The sequence below is a fragment of the Altererythrobacter sp. genome, from assembly GCF_050299635.1.
Lineage (GTDB): Bacteria > Pseudomonadota > Alphaproteobacteria > Sphingomonadales > Sphingomonadaceae > Erythrobacter.
Genome location: NZ_JBNKWF010000007.1, coordinates 52,794 through 71,862, shown reverse-complemented (window position 1 = coordinate 71,862; position 19,069 = coordinate 52,794). Strand labels below are relative to the sequence as shown.

21 protein-coding genes are annotated in these 19,069 nt (G+C 62.2%); 16 read left to right on the top strand and 5 right to left on the bottom strand.

The annotated features are described in order from the left end of the window. Positions 1-47 precede the first annotated feature (47 nt). Both ACQY6C_RS05210 and ACQY6C_RS05205 read right to left on the bottom strand, forming a co-directional pair. Positions 48-2,264, bottom strand: coding sequence for a transglycosylase domain-containing protein (locus tag ACQY6C_RS05210; protein WP_427965728.1), 2,217 nt, complete (start codon positions 2,262-2,264; stop codon positions 48-50). 61 nt (positions 2,265-2,325) lie between these two features. Then, positions 2,326-3,318, bottom strand: a complete 993-nt coding sequence (locus ACQY6C_RS05205) for an AAA family ATPase (RefSeq protein WP_427965725.1) — start codon at positions 3,316-3,318, stop codon at positions 2,326-2,328. A 90-nt stretch (positions 3,319-3,408) separates the two neighbouring features. On the opposite strand from ACQY6C_RS05205, the gene ACQY6C_RS05200 reads away from it, so the two are divergent. Beyond that, positions 3,409-4,248, top strand: coding sequence for an oxygenase MpaB family protein (locus ACQY6C_RS05200; RefSeq protein ID WP_427965722.1), 840 nt, complete (start codon positions 3,409-3,411; stop codon positions 4,246-4,248). 9 nt (positions 4,249-4,257) lie between these two features. Here the strand turns inward: ACQY6C_RS05200 and ACQY6C_RS05195 are convergent, their stop codons facing one another. Then, positions 4,258-4,953 carry a winged helix-turn-helix transcriptional regulator gene (locus ACQY6C_RS05195; protein ID WP_427965719.1) on the bottom strand — a complete coding sequence of 232 codons (696 nt, stop codon included), beginning with the start codon at positions 4,951-4,953 and terminating at the stop codon, positions 4,258-4,260. Positions 4,954-5,022: 69 nt separating this feature from the next. Between ACQY6C_RS05195 and ACQY6C_RS05190 the strand changes: the two genes are divergently transcribed. Genes ACQY6C_RS05190 through ACQY6C_RS05165 form a run of 6 tightly spaced genes read left to right on the top strand, consistent with a single transcriptional unit; the run spans position 5,023 to position 8,637 of the window. Beyond that, positions 5,023-5,394 (top strand): DUF1428 domain-containing protein, encoded by a 372-nt coding sequence (locus tag ACQY6C_RS05190; protein ID WP_427965716.1) that lies wholly within the window; start codon positions 5,023-5,025, stop codon positions 5,392-5,394. 3 nt (positions 5,395-5,397) lie between these two features. Next, positions 5,398-6,201 (top strand): VOC family protein, encoded by an 804-nt coding sequence (locus ACQY6C_RS05185; RefSeq protein WP_427965713.1) that lies wholly within the window; start codon positions 5,398-5,400, stop codon positions 6,199-6,201. 2 nt (positions 6,202-6,203) lie between these two features. After that, a complete protein-coding gene (locus tag ACQY6C_RS05180; protein ID WP_427965710.1) occupies positions 6,204-6,833 on the top strand; it encodes a glutathione S-transferase family protein in 630 nt (209 codons plus the stop codon). Continuing rightward, complete coding sequence (locus ACQY6C_RS05175) at positions 6,826-7,323, top strand: VOC family protein (protein ID WP_427965708.1); 498 nt, start codon at positions 6,826-6,828, stop codon at positions 7,321-7,323. Before ACQY6C_RS05180 ends, ACQY6C_RS05175 begins: the two co-directional genes overlap by 8 nt. Beyond that, a complete protein-coding gene (locus ACQY6C_RS05170) occupies positions 7,313-7,987 on the top strand; it encodes a dihydrofolate reductase family protein (protein ID WP_427965705.1) in 675 nt (224 codons plus the stop codon). The genes ACQY6C_RS05175 and ACQY6C_RS05170 overlap by 11 nt, the downstream gene beginning before the upstream one ends. Continuing rightward, complete coding sequence (locus tag ACQY6C_RS05165) at positions 7,987-8,637, top strand: glutathione S-transferase family protein (RefSeq protein WP_427965702.1); 651 nt, start codon at positions 7,987-7,989, stop codon at positions 8,635-8,637. The genes ACQY6C_RS05170 and ACQY6C_RS05165 overlap by 1 nt, the downstream gene beginning before the upstream one ends. Here the strand turns inward: ACQY6C_RS05165 and ACQY6C_RS05160 are convergent, their stop codons facing one another. After that, the gene (locus ACQY6C_RS05160) at positions 8,638-9,231 is read right to left on the bottom strand and encodes a J domain-containing protein (protein ID WP_427965699.1); all 594 of its coding nucleotides are present in this window, start codon (positions 9,229-9,231) and stop codon (positions 8,638-8,640) included. It lies immediately after the preceding gene. Positions 9,232-9,282: 51 nt separating this feature from the next. On the opposite strand from ACQY6C_RS05160, the gene ACQY6C_RS05155 reads away from it, so the two are divergent. The 4 genes from ACQY6C_RS05155 to ACQY6C_RS05140 are packed head-to-tail and all read left to right on the top strand — an operon-like array spanning position 9,283 to position 12,181. Further along, positions 9,283-9,555: a BolA family protein gene (locus ACQY6C_RS05155; protein WP_427965696.1), complete on the top strand. Its 273-nt coding sequence runs from the start codon at positions 9,283-9,285 to the stop codon at positions 9,553-9,555. A gap of 36 nt (positions 9,556-9,591) precedes the next feature. Further along, the gene (locus ACQY6C_RS05150; RefSeq protein WP_427965693.1) at positions 9,592-10,473 is read left to right on the top strand and encodes a pirin family protein; all 882 of its coding nucleotides are present in this window, start codon (positions 9,592-9,594) and stop codon (positions 10,471-10,473) included. Continuing rightward, on the top strand, positions 10,470-11,288 hold the full coding sequence (locus tag ACQY6C_RS05145; RefSeq protein ID WP_427965690.1) for an SDR family NAD(P)-dependent oxidoreductase: 819 nt from the start codon (positions 10,470-10,472) through the stop codon (positions 11,286-11,288). Before ACQY6C_RS05150 ends, ACQY6C_RS05145 begins: the two co-directional genes overlap by 4 nt. Beyond that, positions 11,288-12,181: an alpha/beta fold hydrolase gene (locus ACQY6C_RS05140; protein WP_427965687.1), complete on the top strand. Its 894-nt coding sequence runs from the start codon at positions 11,288-11,290 to the stop codon at positions 12,179-12,181. The genes ACQY6C_RS05145 and ACQY6C_RS05140 overlap by 1 nt, the downstream gene beginning before the upstream one ends. Here the strand turns inward: ACQY6C_RS05140 and ACQY6C_RS05135 are convergent. Further along, complete coding sequence (locus ACQY6C_RS05135) at positions 12,178-13,248, bottom strand: DUF2332 domain-containing protein (protein ID WP_427965684.1); 1,071 nt, start codon at positions 13,246-13,248, stop codon at positions 12,178-12,180. The genes ACQY6C_RS05140 and ACQY6C_RS05135 overlap by 4 nt on opposite strands. A 55-nt stretch (positions 13,249-13,303) precedes the next feature. Between ACQY6C_RS05135 and hisG the strand changes: the two genes are divergently transcribed. The 5 genes from hisG (at position 13,304) to ACQY6C_RS05110 (ending at position 18,931) form a co-directional block, all read left to right on the top strand. Further along, positions 13,304-13,972: an ATP phosphoribosyltransferase gene (gene hisG / locus ACQY6C_RS05130; protein ID WP_427965681.1), complete on the top strand. Its 669-nt coding sequence runs from the start codon at positions 13,304-13,306 to the stop codon at positions 13,970-13,972. Further along, positions 13,972-15,261: a histidinol dehydrogenase gene (gene hisD, locus ACQY6C_RS05125; RefSeq protein WP_427965679.1), complete on the top strand. Its 1,290-nt coding sequence runs from the start codon at positions 13,972-13,974 to the stop codon at positions 15,259-15,261. Before hisG ends, hisD begins: the two co-directional genes overlap by 1 nt. Further along, a complete protein-coding gene (nusB, locus tag ACQY6C_RS05120; protein ID WP_427965676.1) occupies positions 15,258-15,719 on the top strand; it encodes a transcription antitermination factor NusB in 462 nt (153 codons plus the stop codon). The genes hisD and nusB overlap by 4 nt, the downstream gene beginning before the upstream one ends. A 101-nt stretch (positions 15,720-15,820) precedes the next feature. After that, positions 15,821-16,687, top strand: coding sequence for a thiamine-phosphate kinase (gene thiL, locus ACQY6C_RS05115; RefSeq protein ID WP_427965673.1), 867 nt, complete (start codon positions 15,821-15,823; stop codon positions 16,685-16,687). A 141-nt stretch (positions 16,688-16,828) separates the two neighbouring features. Further along, on the top strand, positions 16,829-18,931 hold the full coding sequence (locus ACQY6C_RS05110; RefSeq protein WP_427965670.1) for a sodium-translocating pyrophosphatase: 2,103 nt from the start codon (positions 16,829-16,831) through the stop codon (positions 18,929-18,931). The last annotated feature ends 138 nt before the right edge of the window (positions 18,932-19,069 follow it).

Genomic DNA, 19,069 nt, shown 5'->3' with positions numbered 1-19,069 from the left:
ATCGGTTGCAGCACAGCATGGCGACCGCGCCTTCCGACCTTGCGGTGCTATCGATCCGGCTGCGTGTCTTGCCCCAGGGCTTCGAGTTGCCGTTCGATCTCGCTCGGATCCAGCCTGATCCCGTCACCGTCGAGAACGATCTCCAGAGGAATGCCGCCTTCCGCGCCAGAAACCACCACCTGGCCATCGCGAATGCTCAGGCTGATGCCATCTTCGCCGATGGGAATGTCTTCCAGATTCGGAACGTCGAGCGGCTTGACGGGGCCGGAAGGATCGGGGCTGCCAGTGGGCCGCGGTGCCTTGTCGATCGACAGGGCCGAGCGCATGAAATCCTTCCAGATGCGCGCCGGCAGGCCGCCGCCGGTCACACCATCGAGCGACGAGTTGTCGTCATTGCCGACCCACACGCCCACCACCAGATCGCCTGCATAACCGACGAATAGCGCATCGCGATTGTCCTGTGTCGTGCCGGTCTTGCCGTAATTGGGCACGGACAGCATCGCCGCCCTGCCCGTCCCGCGGTTGACCGCCGCTCGCAGCAATTCCTCGATATCCTCATGCTCGCGCGAGGACATCGTGTGGTCGCCGCTGAACATCCAGTTGAGCCAGCCTTCTTCCTTGAGCGGGAAGGCATGCGGCTCGACCGGATAGCGATTGCCAGCCACCCCGGCATAGGCTGACGTCAGTTCAAGCAGCGACATGGTCGTAGTGCCCAGCGCCAGGCTGGGGTCGCCGCGCGGCAGCTTCGCCGTCACGCCCAGCTCGCGCGCCTTGGCAATGACCGCATCGCTGCCGAGCTGGTTGAAAATGCGAACCGCCGCCACATTGCTCGAACGCGCGAAGGCGTCGCGCAGCGTGATTGTGTCCGAATAGTTTCCGCCGGCATTCTTGGGCCTGTAGCTGCCGCTCTCGATCGGTGTGTTGTCGATCTTGTCGTCTGGCGTCATCCCCGCATCCAGCGCCGCCAGATAGGTGAACAGCTTGAAGGTAGAGCCCGGCTGGCGCTGTGCCTGCGTGGCGCGGTTGAATGGCGAACGCGCATAGTCCCTGCCCCCGATCATCGCGACCACTTCGCCATCGGGGCGCATGGCGACCAGCGCCACCTGCGCCTTTCCCAGGGGAGCGCGCGCGACGGCCCTGCTGGCGATGCCTTGCAGCCGCGCGTCAAGCGTAGTGGTGATTGTCTGGCGGGAGTAGCTCCGCTCCATATCCTGCCGCGCGATCGGCAATGCCCAGTCCGCGAAATAGGTGCCGGTGGGGACGGTGTTCCTGGCCCGCACATCCAGCTTCGGCGCGCGCATCCGGTCCGCTTCTGCCCTCGTGAGATAACCGGCATCGACCATCGCCCCAATCACGACCTGCATCCGCTGCTTGGCCAGGCTGTAATTCCTGGTGGGGGCCAGCCGTGAAGGCGCCTTCAGCAACCCGGCCAGCATTGCCGCCTGTTCGGGCCGCAGCTTTTCGGGCTGGCGATAGAAGTAATGCAGGCTCGCCGCGCGCAGCCCATACTGGTTGTCCCCGAAATAGGCGTTGGAGAGATAGCGCTCGAGGATCTCATCCTTGGTCAGCCACGCCTCCAGCCAGAATGCGATCAGCATCTCGCGCGCCTTGCGCGTGAGCGTCTGTTCGGGTGTGAGGAATGTGAACTTTGCGAGCTGCTGAGTGATCGTGCTGCCGCCCTGTGTCGGCCCACCCGTCGCGTTCGACCAGGCGGCACGCGCCAGCCCTCGCGGGTCCACGCCCCAGTGATCGTAGAATCGCCTGTCCTCGATTGCCAGGAACGCCTCGGTCACATGATCGGGCAACTTGGCCACTTCGACAGGCTTGTCGACCACCGCTCCGCTGCGCGCGATCGGCGTGCCATCCGATGCCAGCAGCGTGACCTGCGGCGGCGCGATAGGCTTGAGCGAAGCCGAAAGCGGCGCGGTGACCGCCAGCCATGCCACGATCAGGATGAGCAAGCCGATCAATCCGGCGATGAGCCTTACCGCCCACCAGCGCTTGCGCCGACCCTTCCAATAGGCGGGCCGCCACCATGGCAAGCGGTGGCGCTCCTCAGCCTCGACATGCCGGTCGATCCGATCCAGCTGCTCGTCCCAATCGTCGTAAGCCGGTCCGATCCGGTGACGTGTGAGAGGGCGATCATCCTCGTCCCAGTCCGCATCCCCGTAGTCGCCATAGTCATGGGACCGGCTTCCGCTGGAACCCAAGCGATCGGGAACAGCCGCCTTCGAACGGCGAAAGGGGTTGATCCAGGCGAACATTGTTGCTGTGTTACTCGATTAACACAGTATTTGCGAGGAATTTTATGGAGCCTGAACGGGCTTAGAGCTTCTTGGCCGAGCCTTCGGGCAAGTCTTCACCGAACACGCGCTGGTAATATTCGCTCACCAGCACTCGCTCCGCCTCGTCGCACTTGTTGAGGAAGCTGAGACGGAACGCAAAGCCGATCGAATTGAAGATCTCCGCATTCTGCGCCCAGGTCATCACCGTACGCGGGCTCATCACGGTCGAGATGTCGCCGTTCATGAAGCCTTGCCTGGTCAGATCGGCCACCTTCACCATATTGGCGATGGTCGCGTCATCCGTTTCCGGGCTCTTCGACTTGACGATTTCCTGCTCCACCTCGGCCTCGAGGTAGTTGAGCGCGACCACGATGTTCCAGCGGTCCATCTGTGCCTGGTTGATCGCCTGCGTGCCGTGATAGAGGCCGCTCGTATCGCCCAGCCCGACTGTATTCGACGTCGCGAACAGGCGGAAATATTTGTTGGGCGTGATGATCTTGTTCTGATCGAGCAGCGTCAACGCGCCCTGCGCTTCGAGCACGCGCTGGATCACGAACATCACGTCCGGCCGGCCAGCATCATATTCGTCGAAAGTCAGCGCCACCGGATGCTGCAGCGCCCAGGGCAGGATGCCTTCCTTGAACTCCGTAACCTGCAATCCGTCACGCAGCACGATCGCGTCGCGCCCGACCAGATCGATACGGCTGATATGCGCGTCGAGATTGACGCGCACGCTGGGCCATTTCAGCCGCGCGGCGACCTGTTCGATATGGGTCGATTTGCCCGTGCCGTGATAGCCCTGCACCATCACCCGGCGGTTGTGTGCGAAACCCGCAAGGATCGCGAGCGTCGTGTCCGGATCGAACACGTAGCCCGTATCGATCTGGGGCACACGCTCGTCCGCCAGGCTGAACGCAGGCACTTGCCAATCGATATCGATGCCGAATGTGTCGCGCACATCGATCGTTGTGTCGGGCTCTGGGAACAGCGTGTTGGCTGTACCGTCGTAGTCGGATTCCATCAGGTTCTGCATCGTGACAGCACGCCTATACACCTGCGCGTGGTGCTGCAAGCGCCCAAAGCCCAACATTTTCATTAGCGCCCGCCAGCCTATATTGGAGCCATGGCCGACCCAATCGAAACGCTGCGGCAAAAGCTCGTCATGCAGGTACGCGGCGTATTCAACGACGTCGAAGGCGGCCAGAAGCCTGTTCCGCCGTCGGAGGAAGCGCTGTTCGAGCGCGATTCGCCGATCCGCATGGTGCACGCCGATATCGTCGGCATGATGGTGGGCGGAATGCGCGGATTGCTGCTGCAGATGCTGCATCCCCATGCGCTCCAGGGTGTGCTCGACCATTCCAACTTCCGCGAGGATATGCATGGCCGTTTGCGCCGCACCGCGCGCTTTATCGCTGTGACAAGCTTTGGCCACCGCAACGATGCGAGGGCCGCAATCGAACGGGTCAATGCGATCCACGCCAAGGTAAGCGGGACACTGCCCGATGGATCGCCCTACTCCGCCACCGATCCGCGCACGCTGGCCTGGGTCCATGTGGCCGAGGCGACCAGCTTCCTCGCTGCCTATATGCGCCACGCGCGGCCCGACATGCCGGGACATGAGCAGGACGAGTACTACCGCCAGTTCGCCACAATTGCCCGCGCGCTTGGCGCCGATCCGGTCCCGATCAGTCGCAACGAGGCCGAAGAGATCTTCCGCGAGCTCCGCGGCGATTTGCGAACGTCAGTTCAGGCGCGCGAAGTGGCGCAAATGGTGCTGACTCAGAGGACCGAGGGAACTCCGCCAGCCTTGCAGGCGATGCTGGGTGCAGAGGCGGTAGCCATCCTGCCGCCCTTCGCCCGTTCGATGCTTGGCCTTGCCCGGCCTGGCCTGGCTGCGCTCCCCGCACGCGCCGCGACATGGGGCGTAGGCAAGACCCTGCGCTGGGCGTTCCGCCAGAATTAGGCGCCGAAGCTAGGTCAGTTTCTCGGGCAGTTCGAAGATATCGGCGAAGCGGAGCGCGGTCGCGCGGTCCCCTTCGATCGCAAGCCCGGCATCGCGCTCAAGCTCGTCGACGGGTGCACCCGCATAAAACATTCCCGCAATCACTGGCGCTGCCGGTGCGCGAAAGATTGCTTGTGCGGATTGCGGATCGCCGCGCTCGATCGGCAGGCTCCCGTCTTCAAGGCGCGCCACGAATGTCTCACCCGCGAGGTCGAAACCAATCGTTGCATTCCATCCTTCCGCCTTGGCCGGATCGAACATCGTCCGCAGCGAGAGCATCAGCGAAACCGGCGATAGCGGCAGCAACGGGTCATGCCCGCTCGACATCGCGGCCCAGCGGCCCAGTTCCTGGATAGCCGGTTCTGCGCGATAACCCCATTCGGTCAGTTCATAGACCTGAGAGGATGCCGGCGGCGCCAGCTTGCGTTTCACCAGCACTGCCGCATCCTCAAGGCTCGCGAGCCGCTCGGTCAACACCTTGGCCGAAATTCCGGGCAGGCTGGCGCGCAGGTCGGAAAAGCGGCGCGGCCCGAGCATTAGCTCCCTTATGATCAGCAGCGACCACCTTTCGCCCACCAGTTCGAGCGCGAAAGCTGTCCCGCATGCGTCGCCGTACCACTTCCCATGCACGGCTGAACCCACATTAGTTACTTTTTGTGACTTCATAGTTGCTTTTTGTAACTACACACTGCATCAAAATCAAGTTTGCGATTCGCGATCGAAAGGAGAGCCAAGATGTACATCCAGGGATTCGTCATTCCCGTACCCGAGAACAACAAGGATGCCTATCGAGAGGTGGCGGAGAAGTTCTGGGATATCGCCAGGGATTATGGCGCGAAGTCGCAGGTCGAATGCTGGGAAGTGGATGTTCCCGACGGCAAGACGACCGATTTCCGCCGCGCCGTGAAATGCGAGGATGGCGAGAAGATCGTCTTCTCCTGGGTCGCGTGGGACGACAAGGCCGCTGCCGATGCCGGGCATGCCAAAATCATGGATGACGAGCGGATGAAAACGCAATTCGGCAATCCCGATGGCAGCGATATGCCATTCGACGGCAAGCGGATGATCTTCGGCGGGTTCGAGCCGATTGTATGGAAGGAGGCCTGAGTTATGACCGATAGTGGTGCGATCATCTGGTACGAATTGATGACCTCGGACGGCGCGGGAGCAAAGACCTTCTATGACAAGGTCATAGGCTGGGACATTCAAAACCACGGAGCGGCTTCCCCCAATGGTGCGCAATACAGCTTCATAATGCGCAGCGACGGCAAGCCCAATGGCGGCATGCTGGAACTGACACCCGAGATGCAGGCACAGGGCGCCAAACCAGGCTGGTTCAGCTATATCCACGTGCTTGACGTTGACGATGCTGTGGAGCGCGTGACCAAGGCGGGAGGCAGCGTCTACATGCCCGCCACCGACATGCCGCAAGTCGGCCGCTTCGCCCTCGTGGCGGACCCGTGGGGCGCGCCGTTCTATGTGATGACGCCCGTTCCGCCTGAAGACGATCCCGATGCGCAAAGCGATGTGTTTTCAGTCGAACAGCCACAACATTGCCGCTGGAACCAGTTGCAGACGAGCGAGCCCGAAGCCGCAATCGCATTCTATTGCGATCTGTTCGGCTGGCGGCAGGAAGGCTCAATGCCGATGGGCGAACTGGGCGACTATAACTTCATCCAGCATGACGGAACAGGAATCGGTGCGATCATGCCGCTGATGCCTGACGTCCCGCAGCCGGTCTGGAGCTATTTCTTCGGGGTCGACGACATCGATCGCGCGGTGCGCGCGGTCGAAAATTGTGGCGGGACGCTCGATTCGCCAGTCCAGGAAATTCCAGGCGGAGAGTTCTCCGCACATTGCTTCGATCCGCAAGGTGCCGGATTCGGCCTTGTCGGACCGCGAAAGGGAGCATGATCTTGGCCGATTTCACATTCTACACCAATCCGATGAGCCGGGGCTGGATCGCGTGGTGGGCGCTGCACGAGGTCGGCGCGGATTACGAGCCGGTGATCGTCGACTGGGCCGCCAAGAGCGAAGCGTTCCTCGCCGCAAACCCCATGGGCAAGGTGCCCGCGCTGGTTCATCACCATGGCGGGCACGATCATGTCGTGACCGAATGCGCGGCGATCTGCCACTATCTAGCCGAAACGCACCCGGATTCCGGCCTGCAGCCAAGCGAACACGAGAAGGCCGACTATTTCCGCTGGCTGTTCTTCGCGGCAGGACCCGTCGAGCAGGCTGTCCTGTCGCGGGCGATGGGCTGGGAAGTGCCAGAAGGTCGTAACGTAATGGCGGGTTTCGGCTCGTTCGATCTCACCATGGATACGCTCAAAGGCTGGCTATCTACCCATGATTTCGTGTGCGGCGACCGCTTCACCATGGCAGACGTCTATGTCGGCAGCCATGTCGATTGGGGCCTGCAATTCGGTTCGATCCCCACCCGTCCTGCGTTCGAAGCCTATGCCAAGCGCCTTCGCGAACGCGACGGATACAAGGAGGCCAAGGCGATCGACACGAAGTTGATCGAGGAGAGCCAGAATGGCTGAGGTTGCATCGATTTTCCTGTGGTTCAACAAGGATGCCGAAGATGCTGCGCGCTTCTATGCAGAGACCTTTCCTGAAAGCAGCATCGGCGCCATTTCCCGCGCCCCGGGAGATTATCCTGCTGGCGAGGAAGGCGATGCGCTGACCGTTTCAATGACGCTGTGCGGACTGCCCGTGGTCCTGCTCAATGGCGGGCCCGAGTTTACCCCCAACGAGAGCTTTTCGATCCAGGTCAGCACCTCGACGCAGAAAGAAACCGACGAACTCTGGAATGCGATTACCGGCAATGGCGGACAGGAAAGCGCCTGCGGCTGGTGCAAGGACAAGTGGGGCTATTCCTGGCAGATCACCCCGCGCCAATTGACAGGCGGCATGGCGGACAGCGATCCCGCGGCACGTAAACGCGTGTTCGAGGCGATGATGACCATGCGCAAGATCGACATCGCCGCGATCGAAGCTGCGCGCGCAGGTGAGGCTGCCCATGCCTCGTAAGATCACCGGCGCAGCCTTCCTTTCGCTCGATGGAGTGATGCAAGCCCCCGGCGGTCCAATCGAAGACACAACAGGTGGCTTCAAACAAGGCGGCTGGATCTTCAAACTGTCGGACGATGGCGTGGGAGCAACCATTGGCAAGCTGTTCTCGTCCGAATACGACCTGCTGCTCGGGAGGCGAACCTTCGACATCTTCGCAGCCTACTGGCCTTATGTCGAAGGCGATGAATCCGGCATGGGCGACGCATTTACCAAGGCTGGAAAATACGTGCTGACGCGCGGCAGCCAGCCGCTCGACTGGGCGAACAGCCACCGCCTCACAGGCATCGACGAAGTCGCGAATCTCAAGCAGACCGAAGGCTCCGACCTTATCATCCAAGGATCATCGACGCTCTATCCCGCGCTCCTTGCCGCGGGTTTGCTCGACACGCTGATTACCATGACCTTTCCGGTGACGCTCGGCCCGGGCAAGCGGCTGTTTGGCGATGGCACGCCCGCGAACCATCTGGAGATGATCGATCATACCGTCACCGCCAAGGGAACAGTGATCGCGACCTACAAGCCCGGTGGCGCGCTGCCGCCCTATCCAGCCGAAGCGCCCGGATCGAGCAAGAGTGCTCGCGAAACCGAACGCCAGCAACGCATGAAAGAGGGAAACTGGTAATGTTGAAGCTCTACGGACACCCCTTCTCTTCCTATACGTGGAAGGCGCTGATCCCGCTCTACGCCAATGGAACCAAGTTCGAGTTCGGCATGGTCGACGGCGATCATCTCGACAATGTGGCGCTCGTTCAATCGACGGGGCCGCATGGCAAATTTCCGGTGTTGGTGGACGGCGAAACTACCGTGTTCGAGGCCACTTCGATCATCGAATATCTCGATCTCCATTGGCCAGGTGCGCAGCGGATGCTTCCCGACGAACCTTGTACCGCGATCATGACCCGCATGATTGACCGTGTGTTCGATAATTATGTGATGAATGTGGTGCAGGGGATCGTCGAAGAATATATTCGCGATCCCGAAGACCCGAACCCGCAGGTAATAGAGGGCGCGCGAAAGCGATTGGACCGTACCTATGGTTGGATTGAGAACTGGCTCGCCACCTATGATCGCCCCACTGGCTTGACGCTTATCGAATGCGGCGCTGCGCCCTCGCTGTTCTACGCCGATTGGGTTCACCAGATCGGCGACGCTTTCCCCCGCCTGCAGGAATGGCGGGCGCATCTGCTTGCGCTGCCCCCGGTTTCGCGCTGCGTCGAAGATGCACGGCCCTATCGCCATCTCTTCCCGCGCGGCGCGCCCGACCGGGACTGATCACGCAATCGCGCTCGATTTCCTGAGCAGCTGATAGGCTTCGACCACGCTGGTCAGCCGTTTCTCGTATTTCCGGTCGCCGCCGTTGCGATCCGGGTGATAGCGGCGCACCAGCTCCGAATAGCGCCTCCTGAGTCGCCGCCGGTCGGTGTCGAGGCCGAGCCCCATCGTGTCGAGCGCGCGTGCTTCCTCTTTGCTGAACCGGCCATCCATAGCGATCTGCGTCTCGCGCTGCGCGCGACTCCTGATCCCGTTTGCGCGCGCCGAAATGGCATCGAGCGGATCATCGAAATCCGCCCAGCGCGGCATTCCATCCACACCGGCCGTGGGGCGGAAGGAAGGGCTTTCGGTACGCCAGCCCGCTGCTGGCGATTGCGCATCGAGGATTTCCTCCGCACTCATGCCTTCGAACCAGTCGTAATCCGAATTGAATTCGCGGACGTGGCTCAGGCAGAACCAGCGGTACTCGCCGGGCCCGTCAAAGCCGCCCGGCCTGCCGCCGGGTGCACGGAACTCGCCGGGCTCCTGGCAGGCCGGGTGCCCGCACACCTGACCCGTATCTTCGAACCGCCCATGGAACCTCGATTGTGACATGACTCAAGGATGGGCATGGACAAGCGGAAAGTGAACCCCCAAATCAGGCCGATGAGCGGAACAATTGCACAAGAAATAGAGACGCGGCTGCGCGATACCTTCGCCTCAGCCCGGATCGAAGTCATCAATGACAGTGCGCAGCATCACGGCCACGCCGGTGACGACGGGAGCGGGGAATCGCACTTCACCGTCGTGATCGAAGCGGATGCCTTTACCGGCGTATCGCGTCTCCAACGCCAGCGCATGGTGCTCGCCGCGCTGGGTGACATCCCCGGCCAGCGAGTGCATGCTCTTGCAATCAAGGCTAGCGCACCGGAGGAGTGAGAGCGGCGCGGCCTAGTGGAAGCAGGAGCAGGACGCATGATCGAACAAATCATCAGCCCGGTAACCCACGATCTCGGCCAGTTCGAGGTTCGGCGCGCCCTGCCCAGCCCGGGCCGCACGATGGTTGGGCCCTTCATCTTTGTCGACCAGTTCGGGCCTGCGCAGCTTGATGTCGGAACGGGGATGGACGTGCGCCCTCACCCGCATATCAATCTGGCCACCGTCACATGGCTGTTCGAAGGGGCGATCGATCATCGCGACAGCCTGGGCAGCTTCTCGACCATCAGGCCGGGCCAGGTAAACCTGATGACCGCCGGAAGCGGGATCGTCCATTCCGAACGAAGCCCGGCGGACGAACGCAATGCCGGCCCGAAGCTCTACGGGATGCAGACTTGGCTCGCCCTCCCCGACGGGCGTGAAGAGATCGACCCGGCATTCGAAGCCGTGACCAACCTGCCCGTGGTCGAAGACCAATGCGCCAGGGCAATCGTCATCATGGGCGAATTGTGGGGCAAGCGCGCCGCCACCACGACCTACGCCGATACGATCTATGCCGAGATCGTTCTCGCGCCATCGGGTAGCCTGCCGATCGACGCCAACGCCGACGAGCGTGCGCTGATGCTGGTCGGCGGCGAGGCCAGCGTGGATGGCGAGCCGCTCGACCTCTATGAGTTGACCGTGCTCACACCCGGACAAGCCATGACACTGGCGTCCGGCCGCGGCGCACGGGTCATGCTGCTTGGCGGTGAGGCGTTTTCGACTCGACGCTATGCATGGTGGAACTTCGTCAGCTCTAGCCGCGATCGTATCGAGCAGGCGAAGGAAGACTGGACGGAGGGCCGTTTCCCGAAGGTTCCAGGCGACGAGGAAGAGTGGATTCCGATTCCGGAGCGTCCCAACACAGTGAGTGCCCCATGACCTATCAAAACAAGACCATCTGGATCACCGGCGCATCAAGCGGCATTGGCGCGGCGCTGGCCCGCGAATGGGACAAGCGCGGAGCGAACCTGATCCTGTCGGGCCGCGACGAGGCGCGACTTGCAGAAGTTGCCGCCGATTGTCGCGACACGCTGGTCCTGCCGTTCGATGTCCGCGACGATGCCGCGCTGGCGGAAGCCACGCAAAAGGCCATCGCGTGGAAGGGCGGGGTTGACCTGGCCGTCGCCAATGCCGGCGTTTCGCAGCGCAGCCGCGCGCTCAAGACCGACATGCAGGTCTATCGCGACATCATCGACATCGACCTCACCGCCCAGATCGCTTTCGCGCAAGGGCTGATCGGGCATATGGCCGAACGTGGTAGCGGCGCCCTTGCCTTCATCTCCTCGGTTGCGGGCAAGGTCGGCGTGCCGATGCGCACGGCCTATTCGGCGGCCAAGTTCGGGCTCGCGGGATATGCCGATGCCTTGCGTGGAGAGCTGTCGCAAACCGGTGTGAGCGTGCACACAATCTATCCCGGCTCGATCGCGACCAATGTCAGCCGCAATTCGCTGACAGCGGATGGTTCAAAGCGGGGCAAGAGCGACAAGGCCATCGAACAAGGAATCCGGCCGGAAGATGCGGCCCGCACAATGATCGACGCTATTGCAGCGGGCGACCGGGAGATCGTGGTCGCCGAAGGGGTCGAGCTCCAGTTGGGCGAATTGCGGCGCACGCCAGAGGCGCTGTTCGATCAGGTCGCGACCATGGTTGCCAACGGCTATATGGAAATGCTCGAAACAGAGAGGGATGAATAATGGAACAACAGCGCGTTTCGCTTGCCAATGGGATCGAGCTCGATGTGGTCGACATCGGCCCGCGTGACGCGCCTGCGCTAATCTTCCTCCACGGCTTTCCCGAGAGCCACCGCACCTGGCGGCACCAGATCGAACATTTCAGCGGTACCTTCCGCTGCGTGGCGCCAGACCAGCGCGGCTATCGCGGATCGTCCAAGCCGCAAGAGGTTGAGGCCTACACGCCCGACAAGCTTATCGGCGACATATTCCTCCTGGCCGATGCGCTGGGGATCGAGAAATTCACTATTGTGGGTCACGATTGGGGCGGCGCGATTGCCTGGGGCATCGCGATTGGCGGGCAGCACACCCGGGTCGAGCGCGCCATTATCGCCAATGCGCCGCATCCGGCCATCTTCCAGAAGCTGCTCTACACCAATCCTCAGCAGCGCGAGGCGAGCCAGTACATGCGCGGGTTCCGGGATCCGGCCAATGACGCGCTGGTCCGCGAACACGGCCTGGTGGGAATCCTGCTGCAGGAGGTAAAATGGGACCGGCCATCTGCGATGGAGCCCGAGGAACGCGAAGCGCTGCTGCGCGACTGGCAGGATCGCGATGCGGCATTCGGAATGCTCAACTATTACCGCGGCAGCCCGATCGATGTTCCGCCGATAGACGCGCCCTACGAAGTCCCTGAGGAATACACTCCGCCGCAATTACCAAAGCTCACGATCCCGACGCTGGTGATCTGGGCGATGGACGACCTCGCTCTGCCGCCCGAGAACCTCGAAGGCCTGGACGAGGTGATCGATGACCTGACCCTGGCCGAAGTGCACGACTGCGGCCATTTCGTGCCGTGGGAAGCGCCCGATGCGGTCAATGCGGCGATGGAGGAGTTCCTCGCGCGAACGGCTTAGGAGGCCATCCATTCGACCCAGGCGCCGTGCGGATGCGCAGTGCCAAGCAGATGCTTCTCGCCGTCGCCCGGCCAATAGCGGATGACCAGCTCGTGCTTGAAGGTCTCGCGGTTGGTTTCCAGCGACATCCAGGCCAGCGGCTTCTCATTGGTCGCGGAATCCGCCGCCTGCTCAATCGCACGCCTGATAGACTGCTGCTGGTCGTCGGGAACATATTGCCAGACGATCGAGTGGAACAGCACGCGAGTGACGCCTGATTCCTGCTCACGCTCCAATGCCTCGACGACAAAGCTGCCTGCATCCAGTTTGACCACATCGGGCGGTGTTTCGCTTGCAAGGTCGATGGCGGCATCGATTCTCGCCATGCGATGAGTCGCTTCGGGCCAGACATAGCTTTTGAGGCGGAGCGCCTGCTGGGGATCGGAAAGGTCGACCGGCGCAACATCGCATCCCCTGATTGAGACAATTTCCGGCCGTGTATCGGGCGGCGGCGTACCGCGCCATTCAGGCTCGATCCGCATCGGGCTGTTCTCAGGTCCGACTGCAATTCCGCCAAGAGCAAAGCGATAGCGCTCCATCATGGTGTTGATCCCGGCGCTCGATCCGATTTCGAGCATTTCGAAACGCGGGCAGACGCGCTCGCTCAGCCACATTAGGCCTGCCATCAGGCTGGCCGACCGTCCCGCTTCGTTGGTTTGCGGAGGCCCGTCGAGCCAGGGCAAGAGCCGGGCGTCATAGGTTTCCACCAGTTCGCAAATCAGCCGATCGATGCTGGGCTGGTCGGTGATCTGACCCGAATAGACACGGGCGAGCCGGTCATCCGCTCCAGTCAGAACCAGATTATGCAATCCGCCTGCAATTCTCAGCGGCATGGCATCCTTTAGCGCCAAGCCGTGCCAGTTCGAAATCCTTCGTGCTGTGGCGGTGTCCCCGTCCAAAATCGCGAGCAGCCCGCGAATGACGCGCCCTGTGCCGGGCGCCCCGCCCTCTTCCGCATGGCGCGCCTGCCATTCGATCGCATCGGCAACGGAAACAATGTCCATCACCGGCGCTTGCTTTCCTGCCATTTGAGCCATCGATCCATTGCCCTTTCGCCGCACCGCGCCTAAGTGGCGCGGCGCTATGAGTGATAAATCCGCCGGCCAACTGACCTTCGCCATTCCCAAGGGGCGCATTCTCGACGAAGCGCTGCCCGTGATGGCACGCGCGGGCGTCGTGCCGGAAGATGCCTTCCACGACAAGAGCAACCGATCGCTGAGCTTCGCAACGACAAAGCCCGATATGCGGCTGATCCGCGTGCGCGCCTTCGATGTCGCGACCTTTGTCGCGCATGGTGCGGCGCAAATCGGAATCGTCGGGTCGGACGTGATCGAAGAGTTCAATTACGCTGACCTCTACGCCCCGGTCGACCTCGATATCGGCCACTGCCGCCTGTCGGTTGCCATGATGGCCGATGAAGCCGAAGCGGCCAGCAACGCCAGCCATTTACGCGTCGCGACGAAGTACCCCAACCTCACTCGCCGCCACTTCGAGGCTCAGGGTATCCAGGCCGAATGCGTCAAGCTGAACGGCGCGATGGAGCTTGCGCCTTCGCTCGGGCTGGCGCGCCGGATCGTCGATCTGGTGTCATCGGGGCAGACGCTGAAGGAAAACGGGCTGGTCGAAACCGGCAAGATCATCGACATTTCCGCGCGGCTGATTGTCAATCGCGCCGCTCTCAAGACCGATCCGCGCGTAGGCGAGCTGGTATCGCGTTTCCGTGAAATCGCACAGGCGCGCGAGGCAGTCTGATGCAATTGCTAAACGCCAGCGATCCCGATTTCGCCATGCGCTTCGCGCGCATTGTCGATGACCGGCGCGAAAGCGACACCGACGTTGCCGTGCAGGTCACGGACATCCTGCGCGAGGTCAAGGCGCGCGGCGACAAGGCGCTGGTGGAGTATTCCGCCCGTTTCGACAGCCACCGTCTGTCGAGCGATGACGATTGGCGGATTACTGCCGAGCGCTGCCGCGAAGCCTATGAAGGGCTGGAGCCGGAATTGCGCGAAGCGCTCGAACTCGCAGCCAGACGCATCCGAGCCTATCACGAAGATCAGCTTCCCAAGGCGCGCGATTTCACTGACGAATCCGGAGTGCGGCAAGGCGCAATCTGGCGTGCGGTCGATGCCGCCGGGCTTTATGTGCCGGGCGGACGCGCAGCATACCCCTCCTCGCTGTTGATGAACGCCATTCCAGCCAAGGTGGCGGGGGTCGAGCGGCTGGTGGTCGTGACGCCCACACCCAAGGGGCAGAGCAATCCGCTGGTTCTCGCCGCCGCGCATATAGCAGGCGTGGACGAGATCTGGCGCGTGGGCGGAGCGCAGGCCGTGGCCGCGCTGGCTTATGGCACGGAGCGGATCGGGCGCGTCGATGTCATCACTGGCCCCGGCAATGCCTGGGTCGCGGAGGCCAAGCGCCAGCTATATGGCGTGGTCGGTATCGACATGGTTGCCGGGCCGAGCGAAATTCTGGTGATCGCGGACAAGGACAACGATCCTGACTGGATCGCCGCTGACCTGCTGAGCCAGGCCGAACATGACCCAAGCTCGCAATCGATCCTGATTACTGACGATGCCGGATTTGCCGCTATGGTGGCCGATTGCATTGATGTTCAAGCCGCCCAGCTCGAAACGTCCAAGACGGCGCGCGCGAGCTGGGACGAACACGGCGTGATTATCGTGGTCGACCGGCTGGACCAGGCGGCAGATCTCGCCAACGATCTTGCCGCCGAGCATGTTGAGCTGGCAGTCGCCGACCCGGAACCGCTGCTGCAGGCAATCCGCCACGCGGGCAGCGTATTCCTGGGGCGTATGACGCCCGAAGCGGTGGGCGATTACGTTGCCGGGCCGAACCACGTTCTGCCCACCGGCAGGCGCGCGCGCTTTGCCAGCGGGCTATCTGTGCTCGATTTCATGAAGCGCACCAGCTTCATTTCGCTCGACCAGGCTGCGCTGGGCGCAGTCGGGCCCGCTGCCGTTGCGCTGGCCCATGCCGAAGGCCTTCCGGCCCATGCCAAAAGTGTTGAATTGAGACTCAAATGAGCAATCCCGCCGCCAACCACCGCTCGCAGGCCCGTTCCGCCGCGCGGCTCGCCGCCGTGCAGGCGCTCTACCAACAGCAGATGGAGGGCACTGCGCTCGCCCGCTTGCTCAACGAGTTCCACCAGCATCGGCTGGGGATGGAAGTCGATGAGGAGCAATATGCCGAGGCAGAAGTCGATTTCTTCGACGATGTCGTTAGCGGGGTCGATGCCCGCCGCGAGGAGATCGACGAGCGGCTGATCGGCAAGCTGGCGCAGGGCTGGACGCTGGCACGGCTCGACAAGACCATGCTGCAAATCCTGCGCTGCGGCGCCTATGAACTGCTCGCGCGCGCCGATGTGCCTGCTGCCGCCGCGATCAACGAATATGTCGATGTCGCCAAGGCTTTCTTCGACGACCGCGAGGCAAAATTCGTCAACGGTATCCTCGATGCGATTGCGAAGGATGTGCGGAGTTAGCGCCACATAAGGTACCGTTCGGGCTGAGCCTGTCGAAGCCTTGCCTTTTTTTGGAAGTGCAGCCCTTCGACAAGCTCAGGGCGAACGGATAATGGCTGACTGTGAACGAATCCGATTTCATTGCAGCCTTGCGCCAATTGCGGATCAGCCCCGCCGCACGCGGGCTGGAAGACGATTGCGCTGTTCTTCCCTTCGGCAACGAGACGCTGGTGCTGACGCATGACATGATGGCGGAGGGCACGCACTACCCTCCCGGCGCCGATATGGCCGATGTCGCCTGGAAGCTGGTGGCGGTGAACCTCTCGGACCTCGCGGCCAAGGGCGCGGAACCGGTGGGCCTGCTGCTGGGCCATATGCTGGGACCGAACGACGAGCGCTTCCTGCAAGGGCTGCGCGACGTGCTTGAGGCGTATGGTGTGCCGCTGCTCGGCGGAGATACGATCAGCGCCGCACCGGGTCCACGCGCACTCGGCCTGACCGCTATCGGACGCGCGACGCATGTTCCCGTCCCCGACCGGCGCGGCGCGAAACCGGGCGACACGGTGTGGGTAACGGGCGCACCGGGTCGCGCCATGCTCGGCTTTGAAGGCGATGCGAATCATGCGGAAAGCTACAACCGTCCGCGACCGCTACTGGATGAGGGCCGTGCGCTTGCCCCGCATGTGTCGGCCATGATGGATATTTCCGACGGGCTGCTGCTTGACGCCTGGCGGCTGGCCCATGCGAGCGGCGTGGTCATTCGGCTAAAGCGCGAAAACATACCCGTGGCCGACCCTGCGCGTCTCGATGAATGTGTCCGCTGGGGAGACGATTACGAGTTGCTCTTCACCCTCCCCCCCGGCTGCGAATGCCCCATCGAAGCGACCCGGATTGGATGCGTTGAACAGCAAGATGGTGCTGCACTTTGGCTGGGCGATGAGTCTTTCGAGACGACGGAAGGCCTCGGCTACCAGCACCGATCGCCCTGACGAAATCGGGATATCCAGCGCTCTATGGCTCTATGGCCCTTTGGCCCCTTGTCAGCGCCGGTGCATGCCTTATAGCCTCCGCTATAACCGGGTCCTGCGTTCGCAGGACCCTATTTCCACGTATGCAGGAGGGGATTTTTCGTGGGACTCGTTGAAATTTCCATTGTGCTGGGACTGCTTGCCGTCGTTTACGGCTTTGTCACCAGCCGTCAGGTTCTCGGCGCCAGTGCCGGGAACGAAAAAATGCAAGAAATCGCAGGTGCAATCCAGGAGGGCGCACAGGCCTATCTTGGGCGCCAGTATCGCACCATCGCCATGGTTGGCGTGGTCGTAGCAGTGCTGGTGGGCATCTTCCTTGGCGTGACATCCGCGGTCGGCTTCCTTCTGGGTGCCATCCTGTCAGGTGCTGCCGGTTATATCGGCATGAACATTTCGGTACGTGCAAACGTGCGCACCGCTGCTGCGGCCGAGAAGGGCCTGCAGGAAGGCCTGACGCTGGCTTTCCGCGCGGGGGCCATCACCGGCCTGCTCGTTGCCGGCCTTGCGCTGCTCGCAATCTCCGGCTTCTACTGGTACCTCACCGTACAGGCGGGCAATGCCGTAAACAGCCGCGAAGTGATCGATGCACTCGTCGCCCTCGCATTCGGCGCCTCGTTGATTTCGATTTTCGCGCGTCTGGGCGGCGGTATCTTCACCAAGGCTGCTGACGTCGGCGCCGACCTGGTCGGCAAGGTCGAAGCGGGCATCCCTGAAGACGATCCGCGCAACCCCGCAGTGATCGCCGACAATGTGGGCGACAACGTGGGCGACTGCGCCGGCATGGCTGCCGACCTGTTCGAAACCTATGTCGTGACCGTCGGCGCCACCATGGTGCTGATCGCGCTGCTGGTTAAGGGCGCTGGCGACATGCTGGCTCCGCTTATGGCGCTGCCGCTGTTCATCGGCGGTGTCTGCATCGTTGCTTCGATCATCGGCACCTATTTCGTGAAACTCGGCAAGTCGAACAACGTGATGGGCGCGATGTACAAGGGCTTCGGCATCACTGCGGTGATTTCGGCAATCCTGATCTGGTTCGCGACCGACTATGCGCTCGGCGGGATGGAAACGTCGATTGGCGATGGAGGCTATACCGGCCGCGCGCTGTTCTACTGCTCGTTCCTCGGCCTCGTCATCACCGGCCTGATCATCTGGATCACCGAGTATTACACCGGCACCAACTATCGCCCGGTCCGCTCGATCGCCAAGGCATCGGAAACCGGCCACGGCACCAATGTGATCCAGGGCCTGGCCATCAGCCTTGAATCGACCGCTCTGCCCACGCTGGTGATCGTCGCCGGCATCATCATCGCTTATCAGCTTGCCGGGCTAATCGGCATCGGCTTTGCGGCAACCGCGATGCTGGCGCTGGCTGGCATGGTCGTGGCGCTCGACGCTTACGGCCCTGTCACCGACAATGCCGGTGGCATTGCCGAGATGGCTGGCCTTGATGAGAGCGTGCGGGAAAAGACCGACCTTCTCGATGCGGTCGGAAACACCACCAAGGCCGTGACCAAGGGTTACGCGATCGGTTCGGCAGGTCTTGCCGCACTGGTTCTCTTCGCTGCCTATACGACCGACCTTCGAGAGTTCTTCCCGAACATCCAGGTCGATTTCAGCCTCGAGAACCCATATGTGATCGTGGGCCTTCTGCTCGGCGCGCTGCTGCCGTACCTGTTCGGTGCGATGGGCATGACCGCCGTTGGCCGCGCTGCGGGCGACGTGGTGATCGACGTGCGTGACCAGTTCAAGAACGATCCCGGCATCATGGCTGGCACCAGCCGTCCGAACTATGCCAAGACGGTCGATCTGGTGACCAAGGCAGCGATCAAGGAAATGATCATTCCTTCGCTGCTGCCGGTGCTCGCTCCGATCGTCGTCTACTTCGTGATCTCCGCCATCGGTGGACAGGCGAACGGCTTTGCTGCGCTTGGCGCACTGCTGCTCGGCGTGATTGTCGGTGGACTATTCGTCGCACTTTCCATGACCGCCGGTGGCGGCGCATGGGACAATGCGAAGAAGTACATCGAGGACGGCAATCACGGCGGCAAGGGTTCTGACGCCCACCATGCCGCGGTGACCGGCGATACGGTTGGCGATCCCTACAAGGATACTGCCGGCCCCGCCGTGAACCCGATGATCAAGATCACCAACATCGTCGCGCTGCTGCTGCTCGCAGCACTCGCGGGCGGTCATGCCGCGATGTAATCGCGCGCAGACTGGCTGAACTTAAAAAAGGGCCTCGTCCGGAGCGATCCGGGCGGGGCCTTTTCTTGGTTAATTACACCCTTTCAGGGCTTTAAGCTTTCCCTAGGCTGACACTGCTAGACCCCGGCATCGCGCGAT

Bases quoted from the DNA above. Each gene is read 5' to 3' on its own strand.
- ACQY6C_RS05150 (WP_427965693.1), top strand. From the start codon at position 9,592: ATGATCGAACAAATCATCAGCCCGGTAACCCACGATCTCGGCCAGTTC.
- ACQY6C_RS05175 (WP_427965708.1), top strand. From the start codon at position 6,826: ATGGCTGAGGTTGCATCGATTTTCCTGTGGTTCAACAAGGATGCCGAA.
- ACQY6C_RS05185 (WP_427965713.1), top strand. From the start codon at position 5,398: ATGACCGATAGTGGTGCGATCATCTGGTACGAATTGATGACCTCGGAC.
- ACQY6C_RS05170 (WP_427965705.1), top strand. From the start codon at position 7,313: ATGCCTCGTAAGATCACCGGCGCAGCCTTCCTTTCGCTCGATGGAGTG.
- ACQY6C_RS05210 (WP_427965728.1), bottom strand. From the start codon at position 2,264: ATGTTCGCCTGGATCAACCCCTTTCGCCGTTCGAAGGCGGCTGTTCCC.
- nusB (WP_427965676.1), top strand. From the start codon at position 15,258: ATGAGCAATCCCGCCGCCAACCACCGCTCGCAGGCCCGTTCCGCCGCG.
- ACQY6C_RS05160 (WP_427965699.1), bottom strand. From the start codon at position 9,231: ATGTCACAATCGAGGTTCCATGGGCGGTTCGAAGATACGGGTCAGGTG.
- ACQY6C_RS05195 (WP_427965719.1), bottom strand. From the start codon at position 4,953: ATGAAGTCACAAAAAGTAACTAATGTGGGTTCAGCCGTGCATGGGAAG.
- ACQY6C_RS05190 (WP_427965716.1), top strand. From the start codon at position 5,023: ATGTACATCCAGGGATTCGTCATTCCCGTACCCGAGAACAACAAGGAT.
- ACQY6C_RS05165 (WP_427965702.1), top strand. From the start codon at position 7,987: ATGTTGAAGCTCTACGGACACCCCTTCTCTTCCTATACGTGGAAGGCG.
- ACQY6C_RS05145 (WP_427965690.1), top strand. From the start codon at position 10,470: ATGACCTATCAAAACAAGACCATCTGGATCACCGGCGCATCAAGCGGC.
- hisD (WP_427965679.1), top strand. From the start codon at position 13,972: ATGCAATTGCTAAACGCCAGCGATCCCGATTTCGCCATGCGCTTCGCG.
- hisG (WP_427965681.1), top strand. From the start codon at position 13,304: ATGAGTGATAAATCCGCCGGCCAACTGACCTTCGCCATTCCCAAGGGG.
- ACQY6C_RS05135 (WP_427965684.1), bottom strand. From the start codon at position 13,248: ATGGCAGGAAAGCAAGCGCCGGTGATGGACATTGTTTCCGTTGCCGAT.
- ACQY6C_RS05155 (WP_427965696.1), top strand. From the start codon at position 9,283: ATGAGCGGAACAATTGCACAAGAAATAGAGACGCGGCTGCGCGATACC.
- ACQY6C_RS05200 (WP_427965722.1), top strand. From the start codon at position 3,409: ATGGCCGACCCAATCGAAACGCTGCGGCAAAAGCTCGTCATGCAGGTA.
- ACQY6C_RS05205 (WP_427965725.1), bottom strand. From the start codon at position 3,318: ATGCAGAACCTGATGGAATCCGACTACGACGGTACAGCCAACACGCTG.
- ACQY6C_RS05140 (WP_427965687.1), top strand. From the start codon at position 11,288: ATGGAACAACAGCGCGTTTCGCTTGCCAATGGGATCGAGCTCGATGTG.